This is a genomic window from Pseudomonas saponiphila (assembly GCF_900105185.1).
GTDB classification, from domain to species: Bacteria; Pseudomonadota; Gammaproteobacteria; order Pseudomonadales; family Pseudomonadaceae; genus Aquipseudomonas; species Aquipseudomonas saponiphila.
In genome coordinates, this window is sequence record NZ_FNTJ01000001.1 from 2698945 (window position 1) to 2715112 (window position 16168).

7 protein-coding genes are annotated in these 16168 nt (G+C 70.4%); all 7 read left to right on the forward strand.

The window, feature by feature from the left end; genetic code table 11:
• The first annotated feature begins 217 nt into the window (after positions 1 to 217).
• From BLV47_RS12650 to BLV47_RS12680, 7 genes are read left to right on the forward strand one after another with little or no spacing between them, the layout of a single operon-like run.
• The gene (locus BLV47_RS12650) at positions 218 to 1885 is read left to right on the forward strand and encodes a (2,3-dihydroxybenzoyl)adenylate synthase (RefSeq protein ID WP_092314009.1); all 1668 of its coding nucleotides are present in this window, start codon (positions 218 to 220) and stop codon (positions 1883 to 1885) included.
• Entirely contained in the window at positions 1872 to 3623 is a 1752-nt protein-coding gene (locus tag BLV47_RS12655) for an ABC transporter ATP-binding protein (protein WP_092314011.1), read from the forward strand. The genes BLV47_RS12650 and BLV47_RS12655 overlap by 14 nt, the downstream gene beginning before the upstream one ends.
• Positions 3620 to 5383: an ABC transporter ATP-binding protein gene (locus BLV47_RS12660; protein ID WP_092314013.1), complete on the forward strand. Its 1764-nt coding sequence runs from the start codon at positions 3620 to 3622 to the stop codon at positions 5381 to 5383. The genes BLV47_RS12655 and BLV47_RS12660 overlap by 4 nt, the downstream gene beginning before the upstream one ends.
• The gene (locus BLV47_RS12665) at positions 5376 to 8846 is read left to right on the forward strand and encodes a non-ribosomal peptide synthetase (protein WP_092314015.1); all 3471 of its coding nucleotides are present in this window, start codon (positions 5376 to 5378) and stop codon (positions 8844 to 8846) included. The genes BLV47_RS12660 and BLV47_RS12665 overlap by 8 nt, the downstream gene beginning before the upstream one ends.
• Positions 8843 to 14266: a non-ribosomal peptide synthetase gene (locus tag BLV47_RS12670; RefSeq protein WP_092314017.1), complete on the forward strand. Its 5424-nt coding sequence runs from the start codon at positions 8843 to 8845 to the stop codon at positions 14264 to 14266. Before BLV47_RS12665 ends, BLV47_RS12670 begins: the two co-directional genes overlap by 4 nt.
• Positions 14263 to 15378 (forward strand): saccharopine dehydrogenase NADP-binding domain-containing protein, encoded by a 1116-nt coding sequence (locus BLV47_RS12675; protein ID WP_244168871.1) that lies wholly within the window; start codon positions 14263 to 14265, stop codon positions 15376 to 15378. The genes BLV47_RS12670 and BLV47_RS12675 overlap by 4 nt, the downstream gene beginning before the upstream one ends.
• Positions 15375 to 16154: a thioesterase II family protein gene (locus tag BLV47_RS12680; RefSeq protein ID WP_092314019.1), complete on the forward strand. Its 780-nt coding sequence runs from the start codon at positions 15375 to 15377 to the stop codon at positions 16152 to 16154. Before BLV47_RS12675 ends, BLV47_RS12680 begins: the two co-directional genes overlap by 4 nt.
• Positions 16155 to 16168 lie beyond the last annotated feature (14 nt).

A 16168-nucleotide genomic window follows, 5' to 3' on the forward strand; every position in this document is an offset into this window, starting at 1 on the left:
CCTGGCGATTGCCGGGCCCCGGAAATTACCGGTTAATAATCACTCTCATTTGCAAGCACGGCCCCTCACCATGGACGACCCCGCCATCCGCCGCCCCGCAGGAGCGCCGCCCGGCCCGCATTTTCCGCCGCGCTGACGGCTCATCTTCCCCTCATTCCAGGGGCCTGAAATTTCAGGTCCGGGGCGGCCTTTTGCCGAAAAAAACTCAGGAGACAGCATGTCCACATTCGACGATTCGCAAGATTGCCCCGCTTGGCCCGAGGCCTTCGCCCAGGCTTACCGCGAGGCCGGTTACTGGCGCGATGAAACCTTTGGCGACCTGCTGCGAGGCGCGGCCCGGACCTTCAGCGAGCGCGAGGCGCTGACCGATGGCCCGCAGCGCCTGAGCTATCGACAACTGGACCTGCGAGTCGACCAACTGGCCGCCGGCCTGTACCGGCTGGGGCTGCGGGCCGGCGACAACGTGGTGCTGCAACTGCCCAACAGCACGGCCTTTGTTGAAGTCTGCTTTGCCCTATATCGCTTGGGCGTGCGGCCGATCTTCGCGCTGCCGGCCCACCGGAACCTGGAAATCGGCCGTTTCTGCGAGTTCGCCCAGGCCCGCGCCTACTTCTGCGCCGACCGCGACGGCGGCTTCGACTTTCGCGCCATGGCCCGCGAGCTCAAGGCGGGCAACCCGCAACTGGAATGGGTGCTGGTGGCCGGCGAGGCCGAGGAGTTCACCGCCCTGTACAGCCTGTATGACGCCAGCGCCCCGCGCGCTTTCCCGGCCCCCAGTGCCGACGCGGTGGCCTGCTTCCAGCTCTCCGGCGGTTCCACCGGGATTCCCAAGCTGATCCCGCGTCGGCACCACGAATACCTCTACAACCTGCGGGCCAGCGCCGAGCGCTGCGGCCTGTCCGAGGCCAGCGTGTACCTGGTGGCGCTGCCCATGGCGCACAACTTTCCCATGTGCTGCCCGGGCTTCATCGGCACCTTGGCGGTGGGCGGGCGGGTGGTGCTCAGCCCCTCGCCGAGCCCGCAAGTCTGCTTCGAGCTGATCGAGCGCGAAGCCGTGACCCACACCGCGCTGGTGCCGCCCCTGGCCCTGGTCTGGCTGGAGGCAGCCCAGGCTCGCGGGCACGGGCTGGCGTCATTGCAACTGCTGCAAGTGGGCGGGGCCAAGCTCAGCTTCGAAGCGGCACGGCGCGTCGAGCCGGTGCTGGGTTGCCGCTTGCAGCAGGTGTTCGGCATGGCCGAAGGGCTGATCTGCTACACCGACCCTGAGGACCCGCCGCAGCGGGTGCTGCACACCCAAGGTCGGCCGCTGTCGCCGGCGGACGAAATCCGCGTGGTGGACGAGCACGAGCAGCCGGTGCCGGTGGGGCAGGTGGGGCAGTTGCTGACCCGTGGCCCCTACACCATTCGCGGTTATTACCGTTACCCCGAGCACAACGCCCAGGCCTTCACCGCCGACGGCTTCTACCGCACCGGCGACCGGGTGCAACTCACCGCCGACGGCTACCTGATGGTGGAAGGGCGGGACAAGGACCTGATCAACCGCGGCGGTGAAAAGATCGCCGCCGAAGAAGTGGAGAACCTGCTGCTCAGCCACCCGGCGGTGGCCGACGTGGCCCTGGTGGCGATGCCCGATGCTTTCCTCGGCGAGCGCACCTGCGCCTTCGTCATCCCCCGTGGCGCCGCGCCCCGGGCCCCGCAACTGCTGCGCCATCTGCGGGCCCAGGGGCTGGCGGCGTTCAAGCTGCCGGACCGCTTCGAATTCATCCCGGCGTTTCCCCAGACCGGGGTCGGCAAGGTCAGCCGCAAGCACCTGCGCGAGGCGATCCAGGCCCAGTATTTCGGCAACCGGGCCCAGGCCCTGGAGGCCACCGATGGCCGTGGCTGAACACCCAGGACTGACCGCACTGCTGCGCCCGGTGCGCGGGCGCCTGCTGGCGGCGATGCTGCTGCAGGTGCTGGCGGCGCTGGTGGGCCTGCTGCCGCTGATCGCCGTTGCCGAACTGGCGCCGCTGCTGCTGGCCGGCGAGCTGGACCTTGAGCGCGCGGGCTTCTGGCTGCTGGCCGGGGCCGGGGCGCTGCTCCTGCGCCTGCTAGGGCTGGCGGCGGGGTTGCAGATCACCCATCTGGCCGACAGTGATCTGCAGCGCCATTTGCGCCAGCGCATTGCCGCCCATCTGGCGCGGGTGCCCCTGGCCTGGCTGGAGGGCCAGCGGCACACCGCCGAGCGGGTGCTGCTGGAGGACGTCGGTGCCCTGCATCAACTGGTGGCGCACCTGCCCAACAATCTGGTGGCGGCCCTGGTGGTGCCCCTGGCCAGCCTGATCTACCTGCTGACGGTGAGCCTGCCCATGACCCTGGTGGTGCTGGCGCCGCCGTTGATCGCGCTGTGGCGCCTGCGGGTGATGGGCACCCCGGCCTACCGCGCCGAGCGCCAGCGCCTGGGCGGCGCCATGGGCGCGCTGTCGACGGCGACCCTGAACTTCGTGCAGAGCATTGCCATGGTCAAGTCCTTTGGCCGGGTGCAGCGGGTCCAGGACGAGTTCTTCAAGGCGGTGGAGGATTTCGCCGCGTTCTTCTCCAGCTGGGTCGAGCGCTGGGCGGGCCTGGGCGCCAGTGTCGAGGTGCTGCTCTCGCCGCTGCTGGTGTTGGCCCTGGTACTGCTGGCTGGAGTTCCGCTGGTGGCCGTCGGGGTCTTGCAGCCGCTGCAGTTGCTGCCGTTTGCCTTGCTGGGGCCGGCCCTGGCGGCGCCGGTGGCGGCCCTGGGGCATGGCGCCGATTCCCTGGTCCAGGGCCGGGCGGCGGCGCAGCGCATCAGTGCGCTGTTGGGCACGCCGGTGCTGGCGCAGCCGGCCTGCTCGCGGGAGCCCGACGGGGCAGTGGTGAACTTCGAAAGCGTGGACTTCAGCTACCCCGACGGCAGCCAGGTGTTGCACGGCATCGATCTGTGCCTGCAGCCGGGCACCCTGACCGCCCTGGTGGGGGATTCCGGGGCCGGCAAATCGACCCTGGCCACCTTGCTCGCGCGCTTTGCCGATGTCAGCGCCGGGGCGATCCGCATCGGTGGTGTCGACCTGCGAGAGATGGACAGCGCGACCCTGTATCGCCAGGTGGCCTTTGTCTTCCAGGAGGTGCGCCTGCTGCGTGCCAGCGTCCTCGACAACCTGCGCCTGAGCAGGCCCGGAGCCAGTCTGGCGGAGGTCGAAGCCGCGGCCCGGGCGGCGCAGATCCACGATCGCATCTGCGCCTTGCCCCAGGGCTATCACAGCCAGTTGGAGGAGGGGCTGGCGCTCTCCGGCGGTGAAATCCAGCGCCTGGGCATCGCCCGGGCCATGCTCAGCCGCGCGCCGATCCTGGTGCTCGACGAGGCCACCGCCGCCAGCGATCCGCAATCGGAAGCGGCGATCCAGCAGGCCCTGTCGCGCCTGGCCCAGGGGCGCACGGTGCTGGTGGTCGCCCACCGCCTGAGCAGCATTCAGGACGCCGAGCAGATTGCCGTGCTGCAGGGCGGGCGCCTGGTGGAGTGCGGCCAGCATCAGGCCCTGCTGGAGCGGCAGGGGGTGTATGCCGGGCTCTGGGCCGCGGAGCAGTTGGACGCCGCCGCGCTGAACGGGAGTCGCCCATGATCGCCGCGCTGTTACGCAGCCTGCAGCCGCAAGAAGCCGCGCTGTTGCGTCGGGCCTTGCTGGCCATGGCCGCCAGTGCCCTGGCCCAGGGCCTGGCCCTGGGGTTATTGCCCATGGCGCTGGCCAGCGCCCTGGAGGCCGCCACGGCGCGGACGCCCTGGCTCTGGGCCGCAGCCTTTGGCGGATTCGCCGGGCTCTGCCTGTGGCTGCGCCGCCGGGCGCAACTGGCGGGCTACCGGGCCGGAGCCGCGGCGGCGCGTTCGTTGAACCTGCGCATCGGCCGGCATCTGGCGCGCCTGCCCCTGGAGTGGTTTGTCGAGCGCCGCGGCGCCGAGTTCAACCGCCTGGTGACCCATACCGTGGCGCAGATCATGAGCGCACCGGCGCACTTGCTGCAGCCCATGGCCAATGCCCTGCTGACGCCCCTGGCCCTGCTCGTGGCGCTGTGGTGCTACGACCTGTCCATGGCCCTGGCGGCCCTGGCCTGCCTGCCCTTGCTGGTGCTGTTCTATCACTGGGGCGTGCGCTGGGGCGGGCAGGCCGAGCAGCACAGCGAAGCGGCGGCCGGCGAAGCCGCGGCGCGGGTCCTGGAATACCTGCGCCAGCAGCCGCTGTTGCGGGCCAGCGGGCGCAACGGCGAAGGTTTCAGCCTGCTCGGCGCGGCGTTGCAGCAACAGCGCCAGGCCCAGCGCCGGGCGCACTGGCGAACCTTTCCGGCGGCCCTGGGGCTGGTGCTGGCGCTTCAGGCCGGCTACACCGCGGTGCTGTTGTGCGGGCTCTACGCGGTGCTCGGCGGCAGCCTCGGCGCCGTGCAATACCTGGCCCTGGCGGTGCTTGCCACCTGCCTGGTGGAGCCCATGGGCGCCCTGGTCAACCTGGGCACCAGCCTGCGCCAGACCCGCCATGGCCTGGACAGTCTGCGCCAGTTGCTGGACCTGGCGCCGCTGCCGGAACCGGCCTGGCCCCAGGTGCCGGCCGATCGGCGCCTGGAGGTTCGCCAGCTGGGCCTGGAGCGCCAGGGGCGGGCGATCCTGCAAGACATCAGCTTCACGCTGGAGCCGGGTTCGCTGAACCTGCTGGTGGGGCCATCCGGTTCCGGCAAGTCGAGCCTGCTGCGGTTGCTGGCGCGTTTTTGCGATGTCAGCCACGGCGCGATCCTGCTGGGCGGTGTCGATCTGCGTCAGCTGTCGGCCAGTCAGCGTGATCGGGACATCGCCCTGATGTTCCAGGACTGCCCGCCGCTGGCCGCCAGCCTGCTGGACAACCTGCGCCTGGGCCGCCCCGAGGCCAGCGAAGCGCAACTGCTGGACGCGGCCCGCGCCACCGGCCTCGACCGGCTGGCCCAGCGCCTGCCCCAAGGCTGGCAGACCCGGGTCGGCGAGGGCGGGGTGAGCCTTTCCGGCGGCGAACGCCAGTGCCTGGCCCTGGCCCGGGTCATGCTCAAGGACGCCACGCTGATCCTGCTGGATGAGCCCACCGCCGCCCTGGACGCCATCAGCGAGGCCCGGGTCAACCAGAGCCTGCGGCAGCTGGCGCGCAAGCACACGGTGCTGCTGGCGACCCACAAACCGACCCTGGCTCCGTGCGCCGGGCAGATCCTGGTACTGGACCAGGGCCGTCTGGCCCAGCACGGCAGCCACAGCCAACTGATGGCGGCTCCCGGCCGTTATCGCCAGTTGTTTCACGAGCGCGAGGCGATCAATCGCTGGCGCTTGCGCACACCTTCTTCCGTACCCCAAAGGACCGTCCACCATGACTGATAACCCAGCACTGGCACGCGCCCATCCAGCGCCCGCCGGCCTGAGTCATTCACCCCAAGGACTCTGCGCAGGCATCGCCCGCTTGCTCGGCTACGAGCCCGGCGACCTTGAAGCGGATGCGTCGCTGATCGAGCAGGGCCTCGACTCGGTGAGCATCATGCGCCTGCCGGCACTGCTGGCCAGCGAAGGCGTGACCCTGAGCTTCGCCGAGCTGATCCAGCAGCCGACCCTGGCCGCCTGGTGGGCGCTGATCGAGGCCCGCCGCGGCCTCGCGGCGCCGCGCCTGCAGGCCGTGGCCAGCGCTCCCGCCAGCGGCGATTTTGCCCTGACCCCGCTGCAACAGGCCTACTGGTTCGGCCGCGAGCCGGGCCTGCCCCTGGGCGGCATCGGTTGCCACCTGTACCAGGAACTGGATGGCCACGGCCTTGAGCCGCAGCGCCTGGAGCAAGCATTGCAGCGCCTGTGCCAGCGCCATCCGATGCTGCGCGCCTGTTTCATCAGCGACAGCTGCCAGCGCATCCTGCCCCAGAGCCCCTGGCCCGGGCTGACCGTGCACGACCTGCGCCAGGCGTCCTGCGTCGGCGCCGCCGAGGCCCTGGAGCAGATCCGTGAAAGCCTCTCGCACCGACGCCTGGACGTCAGTCGCGGGCAGGTGTTCGACGTGCAACTGAGCCTGCTGCCCGAAGGCCGCAGCCGCCTGCACCTGAATATCGATCTGCTGGTGGCCGACGTGCTCAGCATCGGCATCCTGCTGCGCGACCTGGCGCTGATCCACGCCGGCCAGGAGCAGCGCCTGCCGGCCCTGGAGTGGAACTTCGCCGACTACCTGCGGGCCGAGCAGGCGCTGCGTGCGCCGCAGGTGGCGGCGGCCCGGGACTATTGGCTGGAGCGCCTGGAGGATCTGCCGGACGGCCCGCAGTTGCCCCTGGCCCAGGAGCCGCAGCAGCTCGGCACGCCGCGTTTTCGCCGGCTGGCGATGCGCCTGAACCACGAGCAGTTGCAGGCCCTGGAACGGCGTGCCCGGCAACAGGGCCTGACCCTGGCCAGCGTGCTCGCCTGCGCCTATGCCCAGGTGCTGGGGCGCTGGAGCGCCAGCCAGCACTTCCTGCTCAACGTGCCGCTGTTCGACCGCCAGGAACTGCACCCCTGCGTGCCCCATCTGCTGGCGGATTTCTCCAACCTGGTGCTGCTGGAAGTCGACCTGCGCCAGCCCGCGTCCTTCAGCCAGCAGGCGTTGGCGCTGCAGGCCCAGCTGCACCGCGACATCGCCCACAGCGCCTGGCCCGGGGTCGAGGTGCTGCGCGAGCGTGCGCGGCTGAGCCAGGGTGGCGGCCAGGGCGCGCCGGTGGTGTTCGCCTGCAACCTGGGCCCGGCCTTTGTCGACGCCACCTGCCGCGAGCAACTGGGTGAACCCGGCTGGGCCCTGTCGCAGACGCCCCAGGTCTGGCTCGACCACCAGAGCTACCCGCTGGCCGATGGCTTGCTGCTGAACTGGGACGCGGTGCAGGGGCTGTTCCCCGAAGGCCTGCTGGAGCAGATGTTCGACGCCTACCGCGCCTTGCTGTTGTGGCTGTGCGCCAACGACTGGCAGCAGCCGGCGCCCTTGCCACTGCCGGCGGCGCAGCAGCAACGGCGCCAGAAGGTCAATGCCACTGCACACGCCACGCCCGCGCAGTGCCTGCACCAAGGGTTTTTCCAACAGGCGCGCCAGCACCCCGAGGCGTTGGCGCTGATCGACGACCAGGGCCGCCTGGGCTACGCCGAGCTGGCGCGGCAGGCCCTGCAACTGGCCGGGGCGCTGGTGCAGTGGGGCGTGCAGCCCGGTGACGCGGTGGCGATCACCCTGCCCAAGGGCCGCGAACAGGTGATCGCGGTGCTGGGGATTCTCGCCGCCGGGGCGGTCTATGTGCCGGTGGGCATCGAGCAGCCGCCGGCACGCCGCGACATGATCTATCAGCGCGCCGGCGCGCGGGTGGTGATCACCGATCAGGCCCACCGCGAGGGCGGCATCTGGCTGGCCGAGCTGCGGGTGGTGACCCTGGCCCAGGCGCTTGTCGCACCAGCGCTGGAGCAGCCCCGACAGGTAGCGGCGGATGCCCTGGCCTATGTGATCTTCACCTCGGGCACCACCGGCGAGCCCAAGGGCGTCGAGCTGTCTCATCAGGCGGCGATGAACACCGTCGCCGCGATCAACCGGCGTTACCAGGTCAGCGCCGAGGACCGGGTGCTGGGGCTCTCGGCCCTGGATTTCGACCTGTCGGTGTACGACCTGTTCGGCCCGTTGAGTGTCGGCGGCGCCCTGGTTCTGCCGGCGGACAACCTGCGCAAGGAGCCCCGGGAATGGCTGCGGCTGATCCGCGAACAGCAAGTGAGCCTGTGGAACTCGGTGCCGGCGCTGCTGGAGATGCTAACCCTGCAAGTGCGCGATGGCGGCGGGCTCGGGGCACTGCGCCTGGCCATGGTGTCCGGCGACTGGGTCGGCCTCGACCTGCCGCGGCGCCTGGAACAGGCGGCGGGGCGCCACGTGCCGTTCGTGGCCCTGGGTGGCGCCACCGAGGCGGCGATCTGGTCCAACTATCAGGAGGTGGCGGCGGTGCCCGCCCATTGGCGCTCGATCCCCTACGGCCGGCCCCTGGACAACCAGTGCTTCCGGGTGGTGGACAGCCAGGGCCGGGACTGCCCGGACTGGGTACCTGGCGAGCTGTGGATCGGCGGCGCCGGGGTGGCCGCCGGTTATCGCGGCCTGCCGACCCTCAGCGCCCAGCGCTTTGTCGAGCATGACGGCGGGCGCTGGTACCGCACCGGCGACCAGGGCCGCTACTGGGCCGACGGCAGCCTGGAGTTTCTCGGGCGCCTGGACCATCAGGTCAAGGTCCGCGGCTTTCGCATCGAGCTGGCGGAAATCGACCTGGCCCTGGAGCGCCATCCGGCCATCGACCGCGCGCTGAGCCTGGTACTGCCCGGCAGCGAACCGCAGCTGGCGGCGGTACTGCTGGCCCGGGAGCCGCTGCCCGAATCCCAGGCCCTGCGCCAGTGGCTGGGGCAATGGCTGCCCGAGCACATGCTTCCGGACACTTGGCTGAGCCTGTCCGCGCTGCCTCTGAGCGCCAACGGCAAGGTCGATCGCGCGGCGCTGTTGTGGCTGCTGCAGGAGCAGCGTCGGGGCATCCAGCCGCACAGCGCCGAAGCGCCCCAAGGGGCGTGGGAAGAGGCCGTGGCCGCGCTGTGGCAGGAGTTGCTGCACGTGCCCCAGGTCGGTCGCCACCAGGGCTTTTTTGCCCTGGGCGGCAACAGCCTGCTGGCGGCCCGCCTGATCGAACGCATCGCCCGGCAGTTCCAGCTGGAACTGTCGCTCAAGGATTTTTTCAACGCGGCCACCGTGGCCCTGCAGGGGCAGTTGCTCGCCTCGCGCCAGGCACAGCGGCCCGTCAATCAGAACGCAATGGTGGAGGGCGTGTTATGACGCTGCAGCAACTGCAACAGGATCTGCAACAACTGGGCGTGGAGCTCTGGGAAGAACAGGGCCGCCTGCGTTATCGGGCCCCGGCCGGGGTCATGGACGAGGCACGCCTGCAACAGCTGCGCGAGCACAAGGAAGGGTTGCTGCAACAGCTGCAGGCGGCGCAGTTGCCGACCCTGGAGGCCGATCATTCGGCCCGTGAAGAACCCTTTCCGCTGACCGACGTGCAGGCCGCCTACCTGCTGGGCCGCACCAGTGCCTTCAGCTATGGCGGCGTGGCTTGCCACGGCTACCTGGAGTTCGCCCAGCACGACCTCGACCCGCGGCGCCTGGAGCAGGCCTGGAACCAGTTGATCGCCCGCCACGAGATGCTGCGGGCGGTGGTGCTGGAAGAGGGCTACCAGCGCATCCTGCCCCAGGTGCCGTATTACGCCATCGCCTGCCACGACCTGCGCGAGGACGATGGCAGCGCCTTGCAGGCCCTGCGCGAACGCATGGAACTGCGCCTCGCCACGCCGCAGCAATGGCCGCTGATCGAGCTGTGCGTGAGCCAGGGCCGCGACACCTCGCGCCTGCACCTGTCGGTGGACCTGCTGGTGTGCGACTACCAGAGCGTGCGCATGCTGCTGGCCGAACTGCAGCAGCTGTACCGTGGCGAGCCCTTGCCGGCACCGGCGCAGATCAGCTTTCGCGACTATGTGCTGGGGGAGCGGCGCCTGCGTGAGCAAGCGCGCTACCAGCGCGACCGCGACTACTGGTGGGCGCGGGTCGACAGCCTGCCGGGGGCGCCGGAACTGCCCACGCTGGGCGCGCCCAGCGGGCCGCGCTTTCTGCGCCGGGCCATGAGCCTGCAGGCCCGCGACTGCAACGCCCTGCGCCTGAACGCGGCGGCGGCCGGGGTCGGGGTGTCGGCGGCGATCCTCTCGGCCTACGCCGAAACCCTCGGGCGCTGGAGCCGGCGCGGGCATTTCTGCCTGAGCCTGACCCTGCTCAATCGCCTGTCGCTGCACCCCCAGGTGGACCGCCTGGTGGGCGACTTCAGCTCGGTGGAGCTGCTGGAAGTGCAGACCCTGCAAGGCGGCAGCTTCGGCCAGCGCAGCCAGCAGTTGCAGGAGCGCCTGTGGCAGGACATGGACCATCGCCTGTGTTCGGGCATCGAAGTGCTGCGTGAGCTGGCGCGGCGCAAGGGCCAGGAGGCGGCGCTGATGCCCTATGCCTTCACCAGCACCCTGGGCGCAGGTGGCGAGAGCGGCGGCGGGGCCTTCATGCCCGGTGCCGAGCTGGTGTTCGGCATCAGCCAGACGCCCCAGGTGCTGATCGATTGCCAGGTCAGCGAGCGGGACGACGGCCTGGCGATCAATTGGGACATCCGCGAAGGGGTGTTCAGCGACACCCTGCTGGATGCGCTGTTCGACACCTTCGAACGCTTGCTCAAGCGCCTGGCCCGGGAACCCTCGGCCTGGACCCTGGACGACTGCCTGGAGCTGCCGGCGGCGCAGCGCCTGCAACGCGAGCTGGTGAACCAGAGCGCCGCGCCGTTGCCCGAGGGGCTGCTGCACGAGCCGTTCTGGCGCCAGGCGGCCGCGGCGCCGCAGCGGGTGGCGCTGATCCAGGGCGCCGCGCAGATCAGCTACGGCGAACTGGCCGGGCGCGCCGAAGCCGTGGCCGAGGCCCTGCTCGATGCCGGCTGCCAGCCCGGGGAGCGGGTTGCGGTGTGCATGCACAAGGGCCTGGAACAGGTGATCGCGGTGCTTGGCATTTTGCGTGCCGGGGCCGCCTACCTGCCGCTGGACACCAACCAGCCCGAGGCCCGGCGCCAGCTGATCCTGGACAACGCCGAGGTCGGCCGGGTGCTCAGCCAGTCCTGGTTGAGCGATGAGCTGTGCTGGCCGGCGCGGGTGACCCAGGTGATCCAGGTCGACCAGGGCCCGCGGCTGCCGCAGCGGCCCGTGCCCACCGTGGCCATCGACCCGCAGCAACTGGCCTACGTGATCTACACCTCCGGCTCCACCGGGGTGCCCAAGGGGGTGATGATCAGCCATCAGGCGGCGCTCAATACCGTGGTCGACATCAACCAGCGCTTTGCCATCGACGCCGAGGACCGGGTGCTGGCCCTGGCCAGCCTGGGCTTCGACCTGTCGGTGTACGACATCTTCGGCCTGCTGGCGGTGGGCGGCGCCCTGGTGCTGCCGGACCCGCAACGCCGCGCCGACCCTTCGCACTGGGCCGAGTGCGCCCGGGAGCACGGGGTGACCCTGTGGAGCTCGGTGCCGGCGCAGTTGCAGATGCTCACCCATTACCTGCAGGCGCTGCCGTCCATGGCCCCGGCGACCCTGCGGCTGGCGTTGCTGTCGGGGGACTGGATCCCCCTGAACCTGCCGGCGGAAACCGCCCAGTTGCTGCCTCGGCTGCGCCTGATCAGCCTGGGGGGCGCCACCGAGGCGGCGATCTGGTCGATCCATTACCCGATCAACCAGGTCGACCCGCAGTGGCGCAGCATTCCCTACGGCCGGCCGCTGGCCAACCAGCGCTTCATGATCCTCGACGAGCAGGGCCGCGACCGCCCGCAAGGGGTCGCCGGCGAGCTGTACATCGCCGGCAGCGGCCTGGCCCTGGGCTACCTGGGGGATGCCGAAAAAAACGCCGAGCGCTTTGTCGAGCATCCGCGCAGCGGCGAGCGCCTGTACCGCACCGGCGACCTGGGGCGCTACCTGGAAGATGGCCTGATCGAGTTCCTCGGCCGCGAGGATTTCCAGGTCAAGGTGCGCGGCCACCGCATTGAACTGGCGGAAGTGGAAAGCGCCTTGCTCAGCCATCCCCATGTGGAGTCGGCGGTGGTGGTGGCCGCGGGCGAGGGCGCCTTCGACCGGCGCCTGCAAGCCTGCCTGACGGCCAGCCTGCGGGACATGCCGCTGGCCTGGCCGGAGCCCTTGCAGGCGCGGACCCGGGCGGCGGCCCAGGCGGTGCGTGGCGACTTGAGCGATGCCCTGGTCACTGAAATGTCGGCCTGCGTCGAGCGCGCCGCGCTGCTGTCCATGGGCCTGGCCCTGCAGCGTCCGGGGTTGTTCGAGGCCCCGGGGCAGAGCCATGCCCTGGAAGAAATTGTCGCGGTCTGTGAGGTGGCGCCACGCAATCAGCGCTTGATCCGTCGCTGGCTGCAAGCCCTGGCCAGGGAGGGCCTGGTGCACCGGGACCTGCACACCGGGCGCTATTCGGACCTGCAGGTGTCGGCCGAGGAGTACCGCCAGCAATGGCAGCGCATCGATGCCCTGGAGCCGTCCGTGGGCTGGGGCGCCGAGGTCCTGCGCTACCTGCGCGAAAGCCAGGAGCAATTGCCGGCACTGATGAGCGACCGGCTCGACCCGCTGCACCTGCTGTTCCCCGAAGGCCGGACCGACACCGCCGAGGGCGCCTACCGCAAGAACCTGATCAGCCAGTACCTGAACCAGGCGGTGTGCGCCGCGGTGCAGGAGATCGTGCGCCAGCAGCCGGCGGGCCGGCGCCTGCGCCTGCTGGAAATCGGCGCCGGGGTCGGCGGCACCAGCGCCGACCTGATCCCGGCGCTGGACGGCCTGGCGGTGGACTACCAGTTCACCGACCTGTCGCAGTTCTTCCTGAATGAGGCGCGGGAGCATTTCGCCGCCTACCCCTGGGTCAGCTACGGCCTGTTCGACCTCAACCAGGACCACTGGGCCCAGGGCGTGGCCGCCAATTCCCTGGATGTGATCCTCTGCGCCAACGTGCTGCACAACTCGCGGCACGCCGGCCGGGTGCTGGCGCGGCTGCGGCAGATGCTGGCCCCGGGTGGCTGGCTGATCTTCATCGAGGCCACCCGCGACACCTACCAGATCATGGCGTCCATGGAGTTCAAGGAAGGCCTGAGCGCTTTCGAGGATTTTCGCGCCGAGCAGGACACCACCTTCATCTGTCGCGAGCAGTGGCAGCAGTTGCTGCTGGAGGCCGGGGGCGAGCGCCCGCTGTGCCTGCCCGAGGCCGACGACGCCATGTCGCAGATCGGCCAGCACCTGTTCATCACCCGCTTCAAGAGCCAGCGCCAGACCCTGGAGCCCGAGGCGCTGCGGGCCCACCTGGCCCAGCGCCTGCCGGACTACATGATCCCGGCGGACTGGCTGGTGCTTGACGAAATGCCCCTGAGCGCCAACGGCAAGGTCGATCGCCAGGCCCTGGCGCGGATCGGCGTGGCCGGCCCCGAGCAGCAGGTGAGCAGCGGGGCGGCGCCGCTGGACGCGCTGGAGCGCAGCATCGCCGAGGTCTGGCAGAGCCTGTTGCGGGTGCCGGTGGTGGGCCGTGACCAGGGCTTCTTCGAGCTGGGCGGCGACTCGCTGCTGGTGGCGCAGGTGGTGGGGCGTTTGCGGGAAGTCTTGCCCCAGGCCCGGCCATTGCCCTGGAGCGACCTGCTGCGCCAGCTGATCAACCAGCCGACGGTGGCGGCCCTGGCCGACTACCTGCGCGGCCAGGGCGTGGCAGGCGATTCGCCACTGGTGCGCATCAGCGACAAGGCCCAGGGCCCGACGCAGATCTTCGTCCATGACGGCAGTGGCACCCTGGCGCCGTACCGCGCCTTGTTCGCCGCCCTGGGAGAAAACGTGCCGGTGGAAGGGCTGGTGCTCAACGATGTAGCGGGCTATCTGGCCCTGGAACCGGCCACGGCGATTCGCCAGTTGGCCGAGCGCTATGCCGACACCCTGCAGGCCGAAGGCCGGCGTCAGGTGAACATCGTCGGCTATTGCCTGGGCGGACTGCTGGCCACGGAGCTGGCGGCGTGCTTGGCGGCGCGTTCGATCCAGGTGCTGCAACTGAGCGTGATCAGCAGCTACCGGGTGCCGTTCATGATCGAGGACGACCTGTTGGCCGAGTACGTGTTCGCCCGGGTGATGCAGGCCGACCCGCTGGCCCTGGGTTACCCCGAGGATGAACAGGCCATGGAGCGCAGCATCGCCCGGGTGCTGGCGCAGACCCCGGGGCGGGTGCCCCAGGGTTCGCTGCTGGCCCTGAGCGAGGATGCCCAGTGCGCCCCGGCCCTGGCCGGCCTGCGGCGCCTGGCACAGAAGACCCCGGAGCAGCGCCTGCAGGCGATTGCCGAGGCCATGCGCCACGCCGGCTCGCCACTGAGCGACCTGCACTGGCTGGGCGAGCAGTTGCAGGTGCTGCGCCACAGTCTGGCGGCGGTGGCCCTGCACGAGGCCACGCCGTACCCGGGCGACCTGCTGTTCATTCGCCAGAGCGGCGAGGTGCAGGTGCTGCCCGGCATGCACCGCGACATGAGCGCCTATTGGCAGGCCCTGTGCCTGGGTGAACTGCGGGTGGTGGATGTGCCCGGGGATCATTTCAGCTGCATGCAGCAGCCCCAGGTGCAAGCCGTGGCCCAGGCGTTCGCGGCGGTTGCCGAGGTGGCGGCATGAAGGGGGCGGTGATTGGCCTGATCGGGGCCTATGGCAGCGTCGGCCGGCAAGTGGCGCAGCTGCTGGCACCCCGGGTCGCCTTGCGCCTGGGTGGCCGCGATCGGCAGCAGGCCGAGCTGTTGAACCGGCAGTTGGGGGCGCGCGCCGAGGTGCGCGTCCTCGACCTGTGGGACGCGCAGAGCCTGGCGGATTTCTGCGTCGGTTGTGCGCTGGTGATCAACTGCGCCGGGCCCAGCTACCGGATCCTCGATCGGGTGGCCCGGGCCGCGTTGGCCGCGGGTGCCGACTACCTGGATGTGGGCGGCGACGATCCCGTGCATGAGCGGTTGTCGGGGCAGTTGCCGGCGGGGCGCCGGGTGCTGCTGTCGGCGGGCATGCTGCCGGGGCTGTCGGGGCTGTTTCCGCGGTTGCTGGCGCAGTCTTTCCAGCGGGTCGATGCCATGCGCTGCTATGCCGGTGGGCTGGGGCGCTTGTCGGCCACCGCCGCCGAGGACTTTCTGCTGAGCCTGGGCAATGGCTTCGGCCAGGCCCAGTGCGCCTTTAGCCAAGGGCAGCGGGTGCGCAGCAGTGCCAGTACCCCGCAGCACCTGGAGCGGCCCTGGCTGCCGGTGAGCGGAGTGCCGGCCTATGCCTACTTGAGCAGCGAGCAACTGCGACTGTTCAGCGACCTGCAGATAGGCCACGGGCAGGGGTTCAACCTGTTCGAGGGCGGGCAGCTGGCGGCGGCCTTGCAGCGGATCCAGGGCCTGGCGCCAGAGGCGCGGGACGCGGCGCAGAACGTTGCCGCGCTGGTCCAGGCCAGCGCCCTGGATGTGGCCGGGCGCCAGCCCTATCAGCTGCTGGCGGTGGAGATCGACGGTGTACGGGACGGGCGCGAGCAGCATGCCTGCGCCTGGCTGCGGGCGGCGGACGGTTCGCGCCTGACCGGCAGCGTCGCGGCGTTCTGCGCCCTGCACTGGGCGCAATTGCCCGAGGGGCTGCATTACGCCGCTCAGGTGCTGGATGCGGCCGCCTGCCTGCAACAGCTGCAGCGCTGGCTGCCGGAGACTCGGGTGCAGTTGCCCGACTTCACCGGCGTGGCCCTGGCCGAAGCAGAGGAGGGCGTTTTGTGAGAAAGGCTCCCAGTGCCTGGCTGCGGCGTTATCCGCAGCCACAACCGCCGCGTTGCCGGCTGGTGTGCCTGCCCCATGCCGGGGGCAGCGCGAGCTTCTTCAATGACTGGCGCAATCTGTTGCCGACGGATATCGAGCTGATCGCCGTGCAGTACCCGGGGCGCGAGGAGCGCCTGAGTGAAACCTGGCCCGGCAGCCTGGAGTGGATGGCCGGCAACATCACCCGGGCCCTGTCGGACCTGGTGGAGCGGCCGCTGGTGCTGTTCGGCCACAGCCTGGGCGCGGCCCTGGCCTACGAGGTGGCCGCGCGCCTGCAGCAGCAGGGTTCGGCGCCGCAGCGGCTGATCGTGTCCGCGCACCCGGCGCCCCATCGCCAGCGCCACAGCGAGCTTCACCTGGGCTCGGACGAGGCGTTGCTGGCGGATGTGCGGCGTCTGTCGGACGGTGCACCGTCACTGCTGGACGACCCGACCCTGCGCGAGCTGTACCTGCCGGCCTTGCGCAACGACTACCGGCTGATCGAGTGCTATCGCGGCACTGTCGGTCGCGCCCTGGACCTGCCCCTGAGCGTGTGCCTGGGGAGCCAGGACAGCGAAGTCGACGCGGACGAAGCCTATGCCTGGGCCGAGGTCAGTGCCCAGGTCACTGACTTTCAGACGTTTCCCGGCGGGCACTTCTACCTGCGCCAGCAGCAGGCCGAAGTGCTGCGGCACCTGACCCGGCTGCTGGCGGGCCTCGGCGAGCAGCCGTGGCAGTGCTGGCCTTCGACCCCATGAATCTTTCTTTGGTA

Excerpts from the sequence above, each read along its gene's own strand:
- BLV47_RS12650 (WP_092314009.1), top strand. The coding sequence starts at position 218 with ATGTCCACATTCGACGATTCGCAAGATTGCCCCGCTTGGCCCGAGGCC.
- BLV47_RS12655 (WP_092314011.1), top strand. The coding sequence starts at position 1,872 with ATGGCCGTGGCTGAACACCCAGGACTGACCGCACTGCTGCGCCCGGTG.
- BLV47_RS12660 (WP_092314013.1), top strand. The coding sequence starts at position 3,620 with ATGATCGCCGCGCTGTTACGCAGCCTGCAGCCGCAAGAAGCCGCGCTG.
- BLV47_RS12665 (WP_092314015.1), top strand. The coding sequence starts at position 5,376 with ATGACTGATAACCCAGCACTGGCACGCGCCCATCCAGCGCCCGCCGGC.
- BLV47_RS12670 (WP_092314017.1), top strand. The coding sequence starts at position 8,843 with ATGACGCTGCAGCAACTGCAACAGGATCTGCAACAACTGGGCGTGGAG.
- BLV47_RS12675 (WP_244168871.1), top strand. The coding sequence starts at position 14,263 with ATGAAGGGGGCGGTGATTGGCCTGATCGGGGCCTATGGCAGCGTCGGC.